Annotated in this window: 24 protein-coding genes and 1 tRNA gene; all 25 read right to left on the bottom strand. The window is 52.4% G+C overall.

Annotated features, from left to right (window positions below):
- Positions 1-17 precede the first annotated feature (17 nt).
- The 25 genes from A7C91_RS06450 to A7C91_RS06325 all read right to left on the bottom strand — a co-directional run bounded on the left by A7C91_RS06450 (position 18) and on the right by A7C91_RS06325 (position 14,735).
- A complete protein-coding gene (locus tag A7C91_RS06450; protein ID WP_068665952.1) occupies positions 18-437 on the bottom strand; it encodes a 30S ribosomal protein S11 in 420 nt (139 codons plus the stop codon).
- Positions 434-976 (bottom strand): 30S ribosomal protein S4, encoded by a 543-nt coding sequence (locus A7C91_RS06445; protein ID WP_068665950.1) that lies wholly within the window; start codon positions 974-976, stop codon positions 434-436. Before A7C91_RS06445 ends, A7C91_RS06450 begins: the two co-directional genes overlap by 4 nt.
- A 10-nt stretch (positions 977-986) precedes the next feature.
- A complete protein-coding gene (locus tag A7C91_RS06440) occupies positions 987-1,436 on the bottom strand; it encodes a 30S ribosomal protein S13 (RefSeq protein WP_068665947.1) in 450 nt (149 codons plus the stop codon).
- 39 nt (positions 1,437-1,475) lie between these two features.
- A tRNA-Ser gene (locus A7C91_RS06435) sits at positions 1,476-1,562 on the bottom strand.
- On the bottom strand, positions 1,548-2,135 hold the full coding sequence (locus A7C91_RS06430; RefSeq protein WP_068665945.1) for a class I SAM-dependent methyltransferase: 588 nt from the start codon (positions 2,133-2,135) through the stop codon (positions 1,548-1,550). The genes A7C91_RS06435 and A7C91_RS06430 overlap by 15 nt, the downstream gene beginning before the upstream one ends.
- Positions 2,136-2,175: 40 nt before the next feature.
- Positions 2,176-2,877 carry a hypothetical protein gene (locus A7C91_RS06425; RefSeq protein WP_199919994.1) on the bottom strand — a complete coding sequence of 234 codons (702 nt, stop codon included), beginning with the start codon at positions 2,875-2,877 and terminating at the stop codon, positions 2,176-2,178.
- A 656-nt stretch (positions 2,878-3,533) separates the two neighbouring features.
- Positions 3,534-4,538 carry an RNA-guided pseudouridylation complex pseudouridine synthase subunit Cbf5 gene (locus A7C91_RS06415; RefSeq protein WP_068665939.1) on the bottom strand — a complete coding sequence of 335 codons (1,005 nt, stop codon included), beginning with the start codon at positions 4,536-4,538 and terminating at the stop codon, positions 3,534-3,536.
- A 59-nt stretch (positions 4,539-4,597) separates the two neighbouring features.
- Positions 4,598-5,317, bottom strand: a complete 720-nt coding sequence (locus A7C91_RS06410; protein WP_324609468.1) for an SDR family NAD(P)-dependent oxidoreductase — start codon at positions 5,315-5,317, stop codon at positions 4,598-4,600.
- A 41-nt stretch (positions 5,318-5,358) separates the two neighbouring features.
- Positions 5,359-5,610: a 50S ribosomal protein L14e gene (locus A7C91_RS06405; RefSeq protein ID WP_068665935.1), complete on the bottom strand. Its 252-nt coding sequence runs from the start codon at positions 5,608-5,610 to the stop codon at positions 5,359-5,361.
- 13 nt (positions 5,611-5,623) lie between these two features.
- The gene (gene cmk / locus A7C91_RS06400) at positions 5,624-6,193 is read right to left on the bottom strand and encodes a (d)CMP kinase (protein ID WP_068665933.1); all 570 of its coding nucleotides are present in this window, start codon (positions 6,191-6,193) and stop codon (positions 5,624-5,626) included.
- Between the two features lie 10 nt (positions 6,194-6,203).
- The gene (locus tag A7C91_RS06395; RefSeq protein WP_068665931.1) at positions 6,204-6,470 is read right to left on the bottom strand and encodes a 50S ribosomal protein L34e; all 267 of its coding nucleotides are present in this window, start codon (positions 6,468-6,470) and stop codon (positions 6,204-6,206) included.
- Positions 6,471-6,512: 42 nt separating this feature from the next.
- Positions 6,513-7,040: a DUF106 domain-containing protein gene (locus A7C91_RS06390; protein WP_068665929.1), complete on the bottom strand. Its 528-nt coding sequence runs from the start codon at positions 7,038-7,040 to the stop codon at positions 6,513-6,515.
- Positions 7,033-7,623 (bottom strand): adenylate kinase, encoded by a 591-nt coding sequence (locus tag A7C91_RS06385; RefSeq protein ID WP_068665927.1) that lies wholly within the window; start codon positions 7,621-7,623, stop codon positions 7,033-7,035. The genes A7C91_RS06390 and A7C91_RS06385 overlap by 8 nt, the downstream gene beginning before the upstream one ends.
- Positions 7,624-7,697: 74 nt before the next feature.
- Positions 7,698-9,143, bottom strand: a complete 1,446-nt coding sequence (gene secY, locus A7C91_RS06380) for a preprotein translocase subunit SecY (protein WP_068665925.1) — start codon at positions 9,141-9,143, stop codon at positions 7,698-7,700.
- A 35-nt stretch (positions 9,144-9,178) separates the two neighbouring features.
- Entirely contained in the window at positions 9,179-9,625 is a 447-nt protein-coding gene (locus tag A7C91_RS06375; RefSeq protein WP_068665923.1) for a large ribosomal subunit protein uL15, read from the bottom strand.
- A gap of 11 nt (positions 9,626-9,636) precedes the next feature.
- Positions 9,637-10,104, bottom strand: coding sequence for a 50S ribosomal protein L30 (locus A7C91_RS06370; protein ID WP_068665921.1), 468 nt, complete (start codon positions 10,102-10,104; stop codon positions 9,637-9,639).
- Between the two features lie 11 nt (positions 10,105-10,115).
- The gene (rpsE, locus tag A7C91_RS06365; RefSeq protein WP_068665919.1) at positions 10,116-10,823 is read right to left on the bottom strand and encodes a 30S ribosomal protein S5; all 708 of its coding nucleotides are present in this window, start codon (positions 10,821-10,823) and stop codon (positions 10,116-10,118) included.
- Positions 10,820-11,425: a 50S ribosomal protein L18 gene (locus A7C91_RS06360; protein ID WP_068665916.1), complete on the bottom strand. Its 606-nt coding sequence runs from the start codon at positions 11,423-11,425 to the stop codon at positions 10,820-10,822. Before A7C91_RS06360 ends, rpsE begins: the two co-directional genes overlap by 4 nt.
- Before the next feature lie 10 nt (positions 11,426-11,435).
- A complete protein-coding gene (locus tag A7C91_RS06355) occupies positions 11,436-11,882 on the bottom strand; it encodes a 50S ribosomal protein L19e (protein ID WP_068665914.1) in 447 nt (148 codons plus the stop codon).
- Between the two features lie 11 nt (positions 11,883-11,893).
- The gene (locus A7C91_RS06350) at positions 11,894-12,274 is read right to left on the bottom strand and encodes a 50S ribosomal protein L32e (RefSeq protein WP_068665912.1); all 381 of its coding nucleotides are present in this window, start codon (positions 12,272-12,274) and stop codon (positions 11,894-11,896) included.
- Positions 12,275-12,284: 10 nt separating this feature from the next.
- On the bottom strand, positions 12,285-12,839 hold the full coding sequence (locus A7C91_RS06345) for a 50S ribosomal protein L6 (protein ID WP_068665910.1): 555 nt from the start codon (positions 12,837-12,839) through the stop codon (positions 12,285-12,287).
- A 10-nt stretch (positions 12,840-12,849) separates the two neighbouring features.
- Positions 12,850-13,242, bottom strand: coding sequence for a 30S ribosomal protein S8 (locus A7C91_RS06340; protein ID WP_012571039.1), 393 nt, complete (start codon positions 13,240-13,242; stop codon positions 12,850-12,852).
- Between the two features lie 11 nt (positions 13,243-13,253).
- Positions 13,254-13,424, bottom strand: a complete 171-nt coding sequence (locus tag A7C91_RS06335; protein WP_012571038.1) for a 30S ribosomal protein S14 — start codon at positions 13,422-13,424, stop codon at positions 13,254-13,256.
- A 1-nt stretch (position 13,425) separates the two neighbouring features.
- Positions 13,426-13,977 carry a 50S ribosomal protein L5 gene (locus A7C91_RS06330; protein ID WP_068665908.1) on the bottom strand — a complete coding sequence of 184 codons (552 nt, stop codon included), beginning with the start codon at positions 13,975-13,977 and terminating at the stop codon, positions 13,426-13,428.
- An 11-nt stretch (positions 13,978-13,988) separates the two neighbouring features.
- A complete protein-coding gene (locus A7C91_RS06325) occupies positions 13,989-14,735 on the bottom strand; it encodes a 30S ribosomal protein S4e (RefSeq protein WP_068665906.1) in 747 nt (248 codons plus the stop codon).
- Position 14,736 lies beyond the last annotated feature (1 nt).

Genomic DNA, 14,736 nt, shown 5'->3' with positions numbered 1-14,736 from the left:
AAAGAAGTTGTAGAGAGTCAGACTCTCCTGCCCCTTCTTCCGCCCTTCGGTCTGGTGCCGTCGTGCGGAATCGGGGTAACGTCCTCGACCCTTCCTATCTTCAGTCCGGCCCTGGCAAGGGCTCTGATGGCTGCCTGGGCACCCGGACCAGGAGTCTTGCTCTTGCTTCCTCCCGGGGCGCGGACCTTGATGTGAACGCCGACGAAGCCCTTCTCCATGGCCTCCTCAGCGGCCCTCTTGGCGGCTATCATAGCCGCGTAAGGCGAGGGCTCGTCCCTGTCAGCCTTAACGACCATACCACCGCTCCACCTGGAGATGGTCTCGGCCCCAGTGAGGTCGGTAATGTGGATAATGGTGTTGTTGTAGGAGGAGTAGATGTGGGCAACGCCCCACTTCTCCTTCTTCTTAAGGTTAACAACCTGCTGCTCCTCGCTCATGAGACCTCACCCTGCTTAGCCTGTTCGATAACCATTCTCTCGGGGTGGCTCTCCTTCGCGAAAGGAGAGGTCTTGGAGTAGGTTATGGTGCCTTCCTCCTCCTTGAGGACGAGGTAGCCCGGAGAGCGGATTATCTGGCCGTTGACCTCGATGTGGCCGTGGACTACGAGCTGCCTGGCCTGCTTGATGGTCCTGGCGAGTCCCTTCTTGAAGACTATGGTCTGGAGGCGCCTGTCGAGAACGTCCTCCACGGTGAGGGACAGGACATCATCTAGCACCGCATCGGCCGGAAGAAGGCCAAGCCTGTTGAGCCTCTGGAGGAGCTGAATCCTCTCGATCTCAGCCTGCTTACCGCGGGCAGCGAGGAGGCGCCTGGCCCTACGCCTGAACTCCTTGAGCTGAGTCTCGTGCCTCCAGAGCTCCTTCTTGTTCTTGAGAGCGTACTTCTTCATGAGCACGCGCTCTCTCTCAAGCCTCTCCTTAATCCAAGGGTGAGAGGGAGTCTCGTACTTCTTCCTCTGCCTCTTTGGGTCTCCCATTTACACCACCTCACTTCTTCTTTCTTCTCACGCCAACGGTGGTACCGTGCCTGAAGTTCGACCTGGTCCTCTGTCCCCTGAGCGGCAGTCCGAGCTCGTGCCTTATACCGCGGTAAGCCCTGATCCTCCTGAGCCTGTTGATGTCCTCACGCCAGGCCATGACGAGCTTGGCGGTGATAAGATGCATGTCCTTGCCAGTCTCGTAGTCCTTTGGCCTGTTGACCGCCCAAGCGGGTATGCCATGGGCAACTGGGTCCTCCAGGATCCCCTCTATCTTCCTGACCTGCTCGTCTGTCAGATAACCGGTCTTCATGTAGGGGTCAAGCCCTGCAACTCTAAGCACCATCGTTGCAAAGTTTATTCCTACGCCCTTGATGCCCGTAAGGGCCCATCTCAGCTGCTTATTCCCGTCCAAATCAACTCCCGCTATACGGACGATGTGTCTGAAGTTGTCCGCCATTACGAATACACCTCCATACCAATCCTTCAAAGAGGATTTTGGCGCCGGGACGGGGATTTGAACCCCGGTGTCCATACGGACACGGGCTCTCAAGGCCCGCGCCATCCCAGGCTAGGCGATCCCGGCATACACGCGGTAGCCGCTCCCCTTTGACAGTTCTCTCACTTCAGTGAAGTGCTCCTCCATCAAAGCCTTAATATATTTTGCGCCCTGCTTCGTCTTGATAACTAACTGAAGCAGGCCTCCATCGTTGAGATGCTGGGGAGCATTTATAACTATTTCCCTCAGGACTTCCTTTCCCGCGTGCACCGGGGGGTTAGTGATGATTGTGTCGAACTTTTCACCCTTAACGGGCTCATAGAGGCTTCCCCACCTAACCTCGGCGTTTCTAACGTTGTTAATTTTTAAATTTTTCCTCGCTATGCTCACAGCCCTTCTGTTCACATCGGTCATGACGACATAGCCTGCAAAGCGGGAAGCGACAATGCCTATTGCACCGTAGCCGCAGCCGAGGTCGAAGACGCGCCAGTTCCCGTCAAGTATCATACTCTCTATGAGCAGTTCCGTTCCCCTGTCGAGTTTCCCGAAGGAGAACACTCCGCTGGCGGTGATGAACCTGAAGCAATCACCCCTGAGGCAGACCTCAATGGTCTTTGTCTTGAGGGGAACGTTCGGCTCCTCGGAGTAGTAGTGGCCCATGTGCAGGGATAAGAAAGAGGGTTTATAAAGATAAGGAAGTTCACTTGGAAGAGACCAGCCACTCTTCCCACCACGACCCCGTCACGTCTTTGGAAACCCCATAATCCCAAAGGAGCAGTCGCGTCTTAGCGTCAATGGCAAGTTTAAGGGTGGCATCATTAGTTTCCGCTTTCACTATAATACATTCTCTCCCGTTTATAATCCTCACATCCACCACAGTGAGATTGGCACAGCACAGCCTTAGGGTGTAGCCCTTTTCAGCCTTTAGTCGCTCGAATACTGGAGAGTAAGGATATCCAACCCTAAATAGTTCGACTTCAGCTCGTTCCCCCTCAACAAAGATTGAACCGTCAGGTTGATAGACAATGGGGTTTGTGCCAGCTATCTCGGCTCGGGTTTTCCCTGTAAAAATCGAATGATCTGGCACATGCCACTCGATTTCAAACCTCTGAAGGATTTTAATAGTGTTCTCCTCCCGGGTTATGATGAAAGTCCTCGTTGAGTTCTGAACCAGCGTTTTCTCAGAGTATTCCACGGCTTTGTATACAAGGGTCATGTTTGGACCTGTAGAGTCAAGACTCGTTGCGCTGAACTTTATCTGAGGTTCCCTGACACTGCTGGAGCCATTAACGTGGAGGTAATAAGCCCCACCAGCAACCAACAGAAAAACAAGGAGAAGGACAGAGTAGAAAGTCCTGGAATGCTTCACCCAAATCACCTCAACATTTCCTGCAGTCGTCATTAGATGTAACGTTAAAATCCTTAAAAGCTTTTCCAATTACAAGTTTGAATTAGTTCCGTTTTTTCGTAGAATTTCCAATTTCCAACGATAACAAAACGATGAGAACAAGTCAAAAGAAGGGAGAGTAATTGAATGGACAAAAGAATACAAACGATGTTACTTGTACAACCAAAGTTTCCGGGGGTGTGGGGGGTGTTAGCCCCAGAGGTTTAGAGAAAAAGTGGGGTTGTGGGGCGAAGCCCCGCACTGGGGGTTTGAGAGTACAGAGCAAGCTTTGGGAAAGCTTGACCAAAAATAGTGATTCCTTTTTTAAGGTGCAATTTGGAGAGTGTTTGCACTATCCCCAAGAGATCTTTAAACGAGAATTTACCCCACATAACTTCCAAACAGGGGGTTCAACTCTAAAAGCGCTCAAGAGAGCGCGAGAAAAAGTAACCTCAAGCAAATGTTTCCATTTAAGTAGAATTCCAAATCCAAGAGACAAATCTCGAAAGGCAAATAACAAAGAGGAAAACTAAGAAAGTATTGGCGTCCTTCGGACGCCGTTTTAAAAGTGGAACATTCACCAAAAAGCAAAGTTGAGAACAAACCCACTAAAAACTGAAAATGAAAAAAGCACCCAACCTTCCGCCGGCGCTTGCGTCAGCAAGGGCCCGCTACCACATCTTCGGGTACCAGTCCCTCGGCATGAAGACCTTGTCCACATCGACGGCTATCCCCTTACTTTTGTTGAGCATCTCACCGCTCGTCATAGAGGCCTTACCGAGGGCAACGAGTTCATCCTTGAGGGTCATTATGGCGACCAAGTCCCCTCTCTTTATGCCAGCGTGGAGCTTAACGATTCCCGGAACGGCCAAATCGGCGCCATAAGTAACAGCAGCAACCGCAGAGTCTCTAATCCACACCTTCGGTAAATGTTCCACAGCCTTTTCCATTGGCTGGATGGCTTTCCTGAAGTACTCCTCAATTCCATCTTCCTTCCAGAAATGATAGTAATCAACAAGGTCGTGGAGGGTCACTAAAGTTTCGTCTTCCTTGAATGGACCGCTTCTGGTACGGCGAAGCTCGGCCATGTGGGCACCGACACCGAGGGCAAGGCCGATGTGGTGGATCAGTGAACGGATGTAGGTTCCTGCCTCAACACCAACCCTGAAGAGGACATCTTTACCATCAATCTCCAAAATCTCAATGTAGTAAACCCTCCTCGTCCTCAGCCTTCTCTTGACCGCGCTCCTCAGGGGCGGCCTCTGGATTATCTCCCCCTCAAACTCCTTCATAACGGCGTAGATTTTGTCCTCCGAAACCTCGCCATGGAGGTGCATCAGAGCAACGTACTCCTTACCCGCTGGTAAAAGGGCTTGAACAACCCTTGTTGCTCTCTCGAGGGCAACTGGTAAAACACCGCTAACCTTGGGGTCGAGGGTTCCACCGTGACCGGCTTTCTTCAGGCTGAAGAGCTTTTTAACCCATGCAACAACCTCGTGGCTCGTTGGGCCTGGAGGCTTGTCGAGATTGATTATGCCGAACTGCATGTGCATTTCCATCGGTCTCTTCTCTGGAGGAAAACCCCACTTTGGATTGGTCTCAGCTTTTTCATCTTTGATTAACACGTCCCTCTTGATGTCTGCAGGAAGGATTCTTCTAACTTCATCTCTCGCCATGAGCATCACCCAATGATCGCCATGTAAGAATCTCAGAATTTTGCTTTATAAATCTGCCCTCAGAATTTAAACTTGTAATCAAAAACCGGCCATCTTGGGAGATACTTAACGAGCCTGACGTAAGCAGGGACATACACTTCGCTTTTGTTTTTCTTAATAGCTTTTAAAAGTACGTCTGCAACTTCTTCTGGGCTGATAGAACCTTTAGGAACTTTCTCATGCCAGAAAGGAGTTGCCACTTGTCTTGGATACACCTTAATCACATAGATATTCTTGCTCTTCAGCTCCTTTTCAAGATTAACAGCCATATAGTGGAGAGCGGCCTTTGCAGCCCCATACGATGGCAAATCTACAGTATTAACAAAAGCAGCAGCACTTATCACAAACACGACTTTTCCGCCTCTGGGAATCATGTCTGAGAGTTCCTTCGTAAGTAAAATTGGGGCTATTACATTTACTTTGAAAAGTTTCTCGAGCTCTTCTTCGCTTTGCTCAAGGAGAGGTTTAGCTATAGCAAAGCCGGCGTTATTAATGAGAATATCAAGCTTTTTAACTCCTCTCTGCTCCAACTCCCTTCTAATCCTCTTTGCCACCCCTCTTTTGCTTAGATCCGCGATAATGTAGTCAAAATTTCTAAGGGAGCTAAGCTCTCTCAGGGATTTTTCATTCCTACCAACTCCAATAACAAAATAATCCTGCTCAATCAATCTTTTTACAATTAACTTTCCAATCCCGCCAGAGGCTCCGGTAACAAGTGCATTGTTCATAAGTCTCCCCAAGCAAGAAGTAGAAAAGAGAAGTTAAAAAGCTTGGCTTAGCTTCAAGCCAAGCTGATTCCAGCCTTTTCTAAAGCCTCCTTAACTTCCTCGTCGTCGGCGCCTCTCTCAATGTTGACCCTCTCGGGAAGGGGCTCGAGGTGCTTGACATTCATCCTCCTTCTCTTAACCTTGTTCAAGCCCGCTCCAGTAACGAGGACGAAGTTCTTGTCGATTATATCAACTACAACAACTTTTTGCCCGGCTCTCCTTCCGGCAATAACAACTGCTATTCTTCCTATATCAATTGCTGGCATTCATTCCACCTCCTCATTTTTTTGTCCTAAACCCCGTGTCGCCATCGGGGTACAGGTGGTCGATGGCGGCCTTCACGATTGCAAAGACCCCATCGGGCGACCATTTCGAAGTGTTTATAACCAGATCATAAATTGAAAGGTCGTTGATGTCAATGCCATAAAGATTTAAATATCTTTTCCTATTCTGCTTCTCCCTCTCGGCAATCTGCATAAATGCCTCCTCAACACTGATGCCCTCTCTCCTCGCGACCCTTTCGGCTCTAACCCTCACTGGAGCATCAAGCCATATCTTAAGATCCGCATCCTTAACCATCCAGCCGGCGAGCCTGCCCTCGATGACGACGTTGCACTCCTTAGCTGCTTCAATCTGCCTCCTGTCAACTTCCCGGTCTATCTCTGGGTGGAGCTCCGCATATTCCTGGAACTCCTGCAGTGTCATGCCCATCTCTCTGGCCATCTGTCTGAAAATTAGGCCAGCGTAGATGTGCTTAAAGCCATAGTGTCTGGCGAGGTTCCTGCAAAGGGTCGTGGTGCCTGAACCGGCCAGGCCGCTGACGGTTATGACGAGGCAGTCGCGGGGCATGTGCATCACTTCAGAGAGCAGCCCTGACCTGAGCCTTTATGACCTTCCTCATGCAGCTCGGGCAGAGGTTCGGATACGGCCTCTCTGGCCTCTTCTTGGTCTTTGGGAGCTTCCTGAGCTCGCTCGGCCTGCCGCGTGGAACGCCGTTGAGAGGTCTGCCACACATAGCGCAGTGGGCTATCTTTGGCTTCTTCCTTTCAAAGTGTATGACCGTTCTCCCTCCCGGAGTCCTGACGTACTTCCTTCTCCATGACCTTGACCTGTACATGGGCTTCATTTCTCTCACCTCGCAATGCCTTTTTGTCAAGCGTTTTTAAATTTAACCCATATCGAGGAGCTTCCTAAGGATGTAACCGGTTATCATGGAAGTCATGATGTACCAACCTATGTATCCCAGCTCGTTGGCTGGAAGGCCCGAGTGGTAGAGCTTGTGGAACCAGTCAAAGAGGAAGAAGTTGAAGGGTGCTTTGGCTATGCCGACCTCTACGTACCATCTCCTGAGCCAGCCGAAGAATATCCAGAATATCGGTAGGGTCAGGAGGGTGACCTTGAACATTGTATCCTTCATGACCTCGCTTTGGAGCTTCATAAGCTCTATCTGCTCCTGCTGGAGCTTCCTGAGCTTCTTCTCGTCCTTGGAAGCCTGGGCTTCCTTGTACTTCTTCTGGAACTCCTTACTCTTCTTCTGGAGCAGCTTGACCTTCTCCTGGTCAACCAGGACGTAGTTGATTAGGGTAAATAACGCACCTAGGATTATTCCCGATACCGTGACTACCAATATTGGCTGGTATGAAGTTATCAACGGCCCAAACAAGCTGTCAAGGAAAGAGTATACTCCTTCAATCATATTGTCCCACCGCCAGATCTAATACTTCAACAAGTTCATGAACTGCCTCTTTAAGGCCTTTGTCCTCATGGTTCTCGATTATCTTTATAAGTGCGTTGGAGTGCATTGCATAGCTAACCGCAGCGGCGCGGTTCAAGTCCTGGTGCCTCTGTATCTGTTCCTCAGTTTCGACGTCTCTGTCGCGCTTGAGGTCCCTAAGCCTTCTACCGAGTATCTCGCTCGGAGTGGCTTCAATTATGACTATGAAGTTGGGGTTTATGACCTCTATAACCTCCTTGGGGAATCCAAGCAGGTAGCCCACTGGAGTCCTTATAGTGGCGTGGGTGTCGATGAGTATGGGCTCAGTTTTGGCCATCTCAACTATCCTCCGAGCAGCCTTCATCTGTAGATCCTTCTGCACATTTGGGTTGAGCTTCCTCATCTCGTCCCTATGCTTCACTAGGCCTGCCTTCACTGCCTCCTCGAACATCAGGTCGCCAAAGTTCACTAGTTTGAACTTCATCCTAGCCTTTTTAAGGGCAAGCTTGGTTATTGTGCTCTTTCCAACACCTGGGATTCCTGTTATCATGACCACAAACGGCATCATGCTCACCCAAGGAGGCTCTGGAAGAATCTACTCCAAGCTGGTTTAAAAGGTTTTGTGAAGAAAAGAAAGGATCACTTGGAAAAGAACTTCCTGAGCATCGGGAACATCTCTGTTGCCTGCTCCCTTGCTATCTCCTCGTAGAACCTGTAGAGGATACCGACGGTAAGGAGGATTCCTGTTCCAGTACCGAGCGCTCCAAGGAAGTCTGCCAGCACTGCAACCAGCGCCAAGGTGAATGAACCCAGGAAGGTAACATAGGGTATGTACCTGTTGAGCACCCTCTCGAGTATCCTCGGATCTCTTCTGAATCCCGGGATCTGAAGCCCGGCACTCTGAAGCTGCCTAGCTATGCTCTTGGCATCGAGGCCAGTCAGCTCAACCCACAGGAATCCAAAGATTACTGCCCAGCCTATTGTCATCAGGGCATAGACAAGTGCCCTCTGGGGGTCGGCTATGACATGATAGATGTCCCTTGGGGGCGAGAGATAAGTGACGAAGCCACTTATTGGATAACCGTTGCTGTCGAATGTCCCAAGCCAAGTGTAGCCAAAGTTGTTAAGCAGCCTGGCCCAGAGCTGTATATTGGCATAGAGTGCGAAGGTAAGGATTATCGGTATGTTGCTGACATACATGAACCTTATCGGGTACCTTCCACGAACGGTTACTCGGCCGTAACTGAGGGGTATCTCAACACGCATGCTCTCGAGGTAGACGACGACCAGGAACACTACTATAGTTGCCATGAGATCCATCATGTCCGGCAGGGCACCTCTGTAGATGGCCCCAGTAACGTCCCCATGAAGAAGGTGCTGAATGAAAGCCGGGACTGCACCGATTATCGCTGGTCCTCCTGTGATCGGATCGATGTACTCTGGGGTGGTCATTGGGTTAAGGGCTTTAACGATAACCGTCTGGGAAACTCCCGCGGCAATGAAGAGACTGATACCGCTGCCAATTCCCCACTTGCTAACCAGCTCATCGAGAAGGATGAGCATCACGGAAGCGAATCCTAGCTGGAGAAGGATGAGTATCGCAAGACCTAGACCTATGAAAATGGCTCCATCTGGTGTCGTAACCGTCTGGAACGCACCGAGACCCATATCAACCTTACCGAACGCTCCTGCAAAGACGTATATGGCGGCCTCAAAGAAGCTCATGAATACCGCGAAGAGCTTTTGAGCCGCTTGATAAAATCTCCTATCCTCATGATTTGAGAGATCAAGGTGAACTATGTCGGAACCGACGAGAAGCTGCATGATAATACTAGCAGTGACAATTGGACCGATACCAAGGGTCAGAAGAGAACCGCTCCTACCGGCGAGAACGAATCTGAGCGTGGCGAAGTAGTCCTGAATCTGCGCTGGGATTCCATAGAGCGGAATCTCGGCGAGGATAAAGTACAGCAGCAGAACAATGCCTGTCCACATGAACTTCTCCTTGAGTGGGACGTGCCTCCTGGGCCTTTCAACTTCAGGGAAGTACCTCTCTATCGCGAACACTACGTTCCTTAATCCCATGATTAACACCCGCCAGAAGTTAAATTAAAGGAAAATCAGGCGAGGAGAACCTCGCCGCCAGCGGCCTTAATCTTCTCCTCGGCCTTGGGGGTGACGTAGTAGGCCTTAACGACTATGGCCCTGGTGAGCTTTCCTGAGCCGAGAACCTTATCAACGCCGAGCTGAGTGGTATCGACGATTATCTTTCCACCTTCCTCGTAGGCAATGCCCATCTGCATGAGCTCGTCGAGGTTCTCGTCGAGGAAGCTCAGGTTTACGGTCTGTGGGGTATAGTGAACAGCCTTCGGCCTGTGGAAGCCCCTCTTGCCGAGGTGATCCGGGGCGTACTTGATGGTCCAGGTCCACTTGGTGTTTTTCCTTTTTCCAGTTCCAGCCATTCCCTTACCGCCCTTGCTTCCACCGCCACGGTGCTTCTTCTTGCAGCCCCATCCGTGAGTGTGACTTCCGCGGAGCTTCCTAACCTTCTTCCTCCTCCTAATCATCTCTCGCCACCTCAGAGCATTCTCTCAATGAGCTCGTTAATCTTCTCGCCGCGGTAACCGAGGGCTCCGCCTTCCTTGAATGAGCGCTTCTTGCTTCCCTTGAGACCGCCCCTTGGTGGGTGGAGCCTGAAGACGGGCTTGATGTTCGGGAGGTCGGTGAGCTTCATCTCGCCCTCGACGACCTTTTTGGCGAACTCCTCTATGCTCATTCCGAGCTTCTCCTTGACGTACTCCTCGGTAACCGGCTTGTTGCCTATGAGCCTGCCCCTCTTCCTGATGAGCTTGGCCAAGGTTTCCGCGTCTATCTCGCCCCAGGTGATGTAGTCCTTGACCTTCTGAACCATGCCCTTGTAGCTAGGGGTGTCTTCAATGAGGACGAGGTGGTTGATCCTGTGGAGGCGGAGCATGGCGAGGGTGTCTCTCACTTCTCCCCTCGCCCTGATTCCGCTCCTAAGTCTGATGAGTGCAAGCTTTGCCATTCTCTCTCACCTCACTTCAGCTCAAAGTTGGCTGCCATCTCCCTTCCAACGACGATGCCGTATTTCTCAACCATCTCCGGCTTGATTGCAACCCTGTTGGTGTTGTAAAGCGCGTTGAAGACTGCCTTGGCGAAGTTGACAGTGGTCCTCGTCTCACCGAGGGTCTGGGACCAGACGTCCTGAACACCAGCGAGACTGAGTATCTTCTTGCCAACGTCACCGATGACCAGTCCAAGGCCACGCGGTCCAGGCATGAGCTTGACGCGGACGCTTCCCTCCTTGCCCTCGACGGCGAACGGAATTGAGTGTGGCCTCCTGCACCTGCACTCCCAGCTTCCACAGCCGCGCTTTGTCTCAATGATGTTCATCTTGGCGTAGTTGATGGCCTTCCTGATGGCTATTCCAACCTCCTTGCCGTGGCCGATTCCAAGGCCGACGTAGCCGTCCCTGTTGCCCACAGCGGCAAGAACGCGGAAGCGAATCCTCCTACCGCTGTCGGTCATCCTAACCGTCAGAGCTATGTCGAGCACTTCCTGGTTCTCCCTGAGGTTAACCTCAGGAAGGAGCACGTCAACTATCTCGGGCTCCTTAATCTGGTAGCCCTTGCGGAATATCTCGTGAATGTCAGTTATCTGGCCCTCCTTGACGAGCATACCGAGCTTGGTCCTCGGCTGCCACTCCTCCAAAACCCTCTGGGCGATCTCCCTCGGGTCGCTCATTCTCTCGCCTCCTCAAACTTTTTGATTATTCTCGCCTTGACCTCTTCAAAGTGCTCTGGGAGCCTTTCGGGCTCGAGGCCCCCAACGAGATAGCCACCGAACTGCTTCCTGTAGAGGGCCTCGTCCTCCTCCTTGAGGGCCTTGGCGTAGTTGGCAATATGCTCGCCGGTTATCCTGTATTCCTCCGGGTAGATCTCCTCGCTGTGCGGGATGTTCAAGCCGGCATCGACGGCTCCCTTGAGGACGGCGAAGACGCTCGAGCCCCTGGTCGGCGGGTGGAGGCCTATGTCAAGTATGGCCTCTTCAATGCCGGCCTTCTTAGCCTTGTAACCGATGAGCAGGCCAAGCAGGTAAGCGCTTGACGTGTTGCCACCGTGGCCCTTCCAGCCGAGGTCCCTCATAAGCTCCCTGGTGTGAGCCGAAACGAGGGTCTTGTCACCTTTTGGATCGTAAACCACTATCTGGGCTATGTGGTGGTTGAGGCTCTTCCTCACGACAAGCCTCGGCTTGCCTGACTTAAGGAGAGCGAGCCTCTTGTGATAGTTAGTCTTACCTTCTCTCCTCCTCCTGAAGGGAACCCTATACCTCGGTCCGTGCGCCATTTCTCTCACCTCACTCCTTCAGTATGCCGTGCTCCTGCATGAACAAGTAGAGCTGCCTCTTGTTCTTGAACTGACCACCCTTGGCCCTGATGTAGAGCCTCCTGTAGGTGTGCTCGTCTATCTTGCCCTCTGCCTTGAGCTTCCTGAGCTCCTTCCTGAGGGCCCTGATGGTCATCATCCAGCGCTCCTTCTTGCCCATCCTGGCGGTCTTCTTACCCTTCCTGCTTCCCGGGCCTCTGTGGCGGCCCTTCTTCCTGGCCTCCTGGTAGGCTCTCGCCCTGGCCCTACTCTGGCCCTTGATGGGCTTCTTCTTTATGATACCGTCGTTGATGAGCCTCTTTATGTCCTCCCTCGTGATGGCAGCAGCGACGTCATCAATCCTCTCAGGGTCAATCCAGACCCTATTCTCACCGCACTTCAAAATGTCAGCGGCAATCCTTCTCTGCATCTTAAGCATGACCTTTCACCTCACGGGTTGAGTACCTTCACACCAAGCTCCTTGGCCTTGGCAAGTATCATCTCTCTCTTCCTAGCACCGACGGTTCTCGCTATCCTCGCGGCCTGCCTGGTCGGGTCGATTGCCTCAAGCTCCTTGACGTTGTGGACGAGGACTTCCTCATATCCGCTCGGGTGGAGCCAACGGACAGCCTTGGGAGAGCTCCAACCGATGCTGGGTGAGCGCGCCTTGCCCTTCTTCTTGAGCCTCATCTTGCTGTCAATTCCCTTGGGCCTGCGCCACTTCGGGTTGTTCTTGAACTTGGGATAGCGCCACCACTCCTGCCTGAGGAACCTTGGCTTTTTCCTCTTGAGCTTGGCCCTAATCCTAAGGAGTCTCGCCTTCTCGTTCATTTCTCACACCTCAGAACCTTATCGGCTTACCAGCCTTCTCGACAATGTAAATACCATCCTGGAAGACTCTCCTATCCCACTTGGTTATCCTGGTGGCCTGCTCGATGTTGGCCGCGGTCTGGCCAACAGCTTCCTTGTCAATGCCCTCGACGATGACCTCTGAACCCATGACCTTGACGGTAACTCCAGGGAGTATCTTGGCCATTCTCGGGTTCTTCTCACCGAGGAAGTTTTCGATGATGACCTCGTCACCCTGAACCTTGACGGTCATCGGGAAGTGGCTGTAAACGACCTTGAGCCTATAGGTGAATCCCTCGGTGACACCCTTCACCATGTTGGAGATGTGGGCCTTGAAGGTCCTCGCTATGGCGATGTCCTTCTTCCTTGGGAACTCCTTGTAAACGACGACCTTGCCGTCCTCGGTGAATATCCTAACGCCAGGGTATTTGAGCTCCCTCTCGAGCTCTCCCTTCGGCCCCTTGACCTTGACAACGTTGTTCTCGACGGTGACTTCAACTCCCTCTGGAATCTCAACCTCTTCCCTTACCCACGCATCTATCGGCATCTCTCTCACCTCAGTAGACGTACGCTATCAGCCTTCCGCCGATTCCCTTCTCTATGGCCTCTTTGTGGGTCATGACACCCTGAGAGGTCGAGACGATGAGGATACCGAATTCGAAGGCCGGAAGGAACCTCTTCTCCCAGGCCTCATACTCCCGCGCCTTGACCGGGAACCTCGGCTTTATCGCGCCGGCCTTGTTTATCTTGCCTATGAGCTGAACCCTGTAGATGCCGGCCCTTCCGTCGTCTATGAACTCAAACTCGCCTATGTAGCCGTTCTCCTGCATAACCCTGAGGACCTCTCCGATGAGCTTGGAGGCGGGCTTTATGTAAACCTCCTTCTTTCCGACCCTCTCGCTGTTGGTTATGTGTGAAAGCGCGTTCGCCAACGGATCAAGCAAAGTCATCTCCTCTCACCTCACTCGTACTTCTTAAAGCCCAGCTTGGGGGCTATCTCTCTAAAGCAGTGCCTGCAGAGCATCAAGCCGTGGATCCTGATAATCGGGCCGTACTGTCCGCAGCGGACGCATCTCCTGGCGCCCTTTCCAAACTTCCTCGGCTTCCTCTTGTTGTAGTCAGCCTTCGCCATCTCACAATCCCTCCACTTGGACGTTAAACTCCTCTATAGTGAAGACGATACCTTCCTCCTTGGTCAGCTTGTGCCTGTTCGGTATCTTCTTCCTCTGCCTCTTCCTCCTTGCGACCCTGAAACCCGGCCTCTCAAGGGTGACGCAGACGTCCATACCGAATATACCGATTTCTGGGTCGTATTCAACGCCCGGGATGTTGATGTGCTCGTCTATACCAAAACAGAAGTTGCCGTGCTCGTCGAAGTTGCCCGCCTTGAGCTTGTTGTCAACCGCAGCGAGGAGCCTCCTGAGCGTCTCTTCAGCCTTCTTGCCCCTGAGGGTGACCTTAACGGCTATCGGCTCGCCGCGCCTGATTCCGAAGTCCTTGTTGGTCTGCTTGGCCCTTCTCCTTATCGGCTTCTGGCCGACAAGCTGCTCGAGCATGGTCTCGGCCTTGGTAAGCCTCTCACCGCTCTCGCCAACTCCAATGTTGATGGTGACCTTCGCAATCCTGGGCTTCCTCATGGGGTGAGCTTCCCAGTCAGCAAGTATGGCCTCTCTGTTGATCTGCATCTCATCTCACCTCACGGAAGGGAAATCTCCGGCTTGTCCTTTCCAACCACGAAGGCATACTCCTTCAGGGTGTCGAAGAGCTCACCGTTCTCGTCCTCGATGGTGACGACGTCCGGCCATCCCATTGGGAACTGCCTGACCTCGACGACCTTACCCCTCCTGGCGACGTTCTTACCCTGGGTAACGAAGACGTAAGCACCGACCTCGAAGGGTATGACTTCGACTATCTCCCTCTCGGGAACGCGCATGAGTATGGTATCGGCGGTCTCGAACTTGTCCTTGGTCTCGTCGGTCAGTGAGCTGAGCCTGATGAGGTGGTTGCTTCCGTCGTGGAGGTTGAGCTGGAGGTTGCCTCCCTTGACCATCCTCTTGTTGCTTATCCTGAGCAGCTTTATGTTGGCCTCTTTCTCGGTTATCGGGTGGAGTATGAGCTTGCCGATCCTGTTCGGGAGAACCCTGTAGTGCTCGCCGGTCTCTGGGATGGAGACAACGTCCATAATACCGACCGGGAACTTGTAGTCCTTCCTAACGCGGCCGTCGACGAGGATCTTGCCCTCGTTGAGGATCTTCCTAGCCTCGCGAGCGGTCCTGGCGTAGCCGAGGTAGTCCCTGACTATGTAGATCAGCGGTATTGAGGTCTTCATGCTGTGCGGACCCGGCCTCGGCCTGACCGCCCACTTATAGGCCTTCCTCTCAATATACCACTGATTTGGAGCGGCAAGCCTCTTAAGGTGTCTCTTGGCTCCCTTTCTCGCCATC

This window comes from Thermococcus piezophilus, from assembly GCF_001647085.1.
Taxonomy (GTDB): domain Archaea; phylum Methanobacteriota_B; class Thermococci; order Thermococcales; family Thermococcaceae; genus Thermococcus; species Thermococcus piezophilus.
Note: the sequence above shows the minus strand (reverse complement) of the source record. Positions and strands in the feature narration are given on the sequence as shown.

Bases quoted from the DNA above. Each gene is read 5' to 3' on its own strand.
- A7C91_RS06450 (WP_068665952.1), bottom strand. From the start codon at position 437: ATGAGCGAGGAGCAGCAGGTTGTTAACCTTAAGAAGAAGGAGAAGTGG.
- A7C91_RS06445 (WP_068665950.1), bottom strand. From the start codon at position 976: ATGGGAGACCCAAAGAGGCAGAGGAAGAAGTACGAGACTCCCTCTCAC.
- A7C91_RS06440 (WP_068665947.1), bottom strand. From the start codon at position 1,436: ATGGCGGACAACTTCAGACACATCGTCCGTATAGCGGGAGTTGATTTG.
- A7C91_RS06430 (WP_068665945.1), bottom strand. From the start codon at position 2,135: ATGGGCCACTACTACTCCGAGGAGCCGAACGTTCCCCTCAAGACAAAG.
- A7C91_RS06425 (WP_199919994.1), bottom strand. From the start codon at position 2,877: ATGACGACTGCAGGAAATGTTGAGGTGATTTGGGTGAAGCATTCCAGG.
- A7C91_RS06415 (WP_068665939.1), bottom strand. From the start codon at position 4,538: ATGGCGAGAGATGAAGTTAGAAGAATCCTTCCTGCAGACATCAAGAGG.
- A7C91_RS06405 (WP_068665935.1), bottom strand. From the start codon at position 5,610: ATGCCAGCAATTGATATAGGAAGAATAGCAGTTGTTATTGCCGGAAGG.
- cmk (WP_068665933.1), bottom strand. From the start codon at position 6,193: ATGCCCCGCGACTGCCTCGTCATAACCGTCAGCGGCCTGGCCGGTTCA.
- A7C91_RS06395 (WP_068665931.1), bottom strand. From the start codon at position 6,470: ATGAAGCCCATGTACAGGTCAAGGTCATGGAGAAGGAAGTACGTCAGG.
- A7C91_RS06390 (WP_068665929.1), bottom strand. From the start codon at position 7,040: ATGATTGAAGGAGTATACTCTTTCCTTGACAGCTTGTTTGGGCCGTTG.
- A7C91_RS06385 (WP_068665927.1), bottom strand. From the start codon at position 7,623: ATGCCGTTTGTGGTCATGATAACAGGAATCCCAGGTGTTGGAAAGAGC.
- secY (WP_068665925.1), bottom strand. From the start codon at position 9,143: ATGGGATTAAGGAACGTAGTGTTCGCGATAGAGAGGTACTTCCCTGAA.
- A7C91_RS06375 (WP_068665923.1), bottom strand. From the start codon at position 9,625: ATGATTAGGAGGAGGAAGAAGGTTAGGAAGCTCCGCGGAAGTCACACT.
- A7C91_RS06370 (WP_068665921.1), bottom strand. From the start codon at position 10,104: ATGGCAAAGCTTGCACTCATCAGACTTAGGAGCGGAATCAGGGCGAGG.
- rpsE (WP_068665919.1), bottom strand. From the start codon at position 10,823: ATGAGCGACCCGAGGGAGATCGCCCAGAGGGTTTTGGAGGAGTGGCAG.
- A7C91_RS06360 (WP_068665916.1), bottom strand. From the start codon at position 11,425: ATGGCGCACGGACCGAGGTATAGGGTTCCCTTCAGGAGGAGGAGAGAA.
- A7C91_RS06355 (WP_068665914.1), bottom strand. From the start codon at position 11,882: ATGCTTAAGATGCAGAGAAGGATTGCCGCTGACATTTTGAAGTGCGGT.
- A7C91_RS06350 (WP_068665912.1), bottom strand. From the start codon at position 12,274: ATGAACGAGAAGGCGAGACTCCTTAGGATTAGGGCCAAGCTCAAGAGG.
- A7C91_RS06345 (WP_068665910.1), bottom strand. From the start codon at position 12,839: ATGCCGATAGATGCGTGGGTAAGGGAAGAGGTTGAGATTCCAGAGGGA.
- A7C91_RS06340 (WP_012571039.1), bottom strand. From the start codon at position 13,242: ATGACTTTGCTTGATCCGTTGGCGAACGCGCTTTCACACATAACCAAC.
- A7C91_RS06335 (WP_012571038.1), bottom strand. From the start codon at position 13,424: ATGGCGAAGGCTGACTACAACAAGAGGAAGCCGAGGAAGTTTGGAAAG.
- A7C91_RS06330 (WP_068665908.1), bottom strand. From the start codon at position 13,977: ATGCAGATCAACAGAGAGGCCATACTTGCTGACTGGGAAGCTCACCCC.
- A7C91_RS06325 (WP_068665906.1), bottom strand. From the start codon at position 14,735: ATGGCGAGAAAGGGAGCCAAGAGACACCTTAAGAGGCTTGCCGCTCCA.